At 51.0% G+C, this 243-nt stretch carries 1 protein-coding gene; it reads left to right on the top strand.

Going from position 1 to position 243, the window contains the following annotated elements:
• Positions 1-243: iron chelate uptake ABC transporter family permease subunit (locus SB775_RS33010; protein WP_410865505.1), on the top strand; the 243-nt coding region annotated here is incomplete at both ends.

Below are 243 nucleotides of genomic sequence, written 5' to 3'. Positions count from 1 at the left end.
CTGGCCGATCCTGGGATTATTGGACTGAATGCAGGGGCAGCATTTGGCTTAATTATTTTTGTGACGTATTTCCATGCACTTGAAGGCAATCCATCTCTTCTTATTCCGCTCTTTACATTTGGTGGTGGACTGCTTGCGGCAGCGGTCATCGTGCTCCTTGCGTATGACCGGCATGAAGGGCTTGTTCCCATCCGGCTGATCCTAGTAGGAATCGCGGTTGCGGCGGGATTTAGTGCATTGACC

The sequence above is a fragment of the Peribacillus sp. SIMBA_075 genome, assembly GCF_046534585.1.
This window is presented reverse-complemented; position numbering and strand designations above follow the sequence as displayed.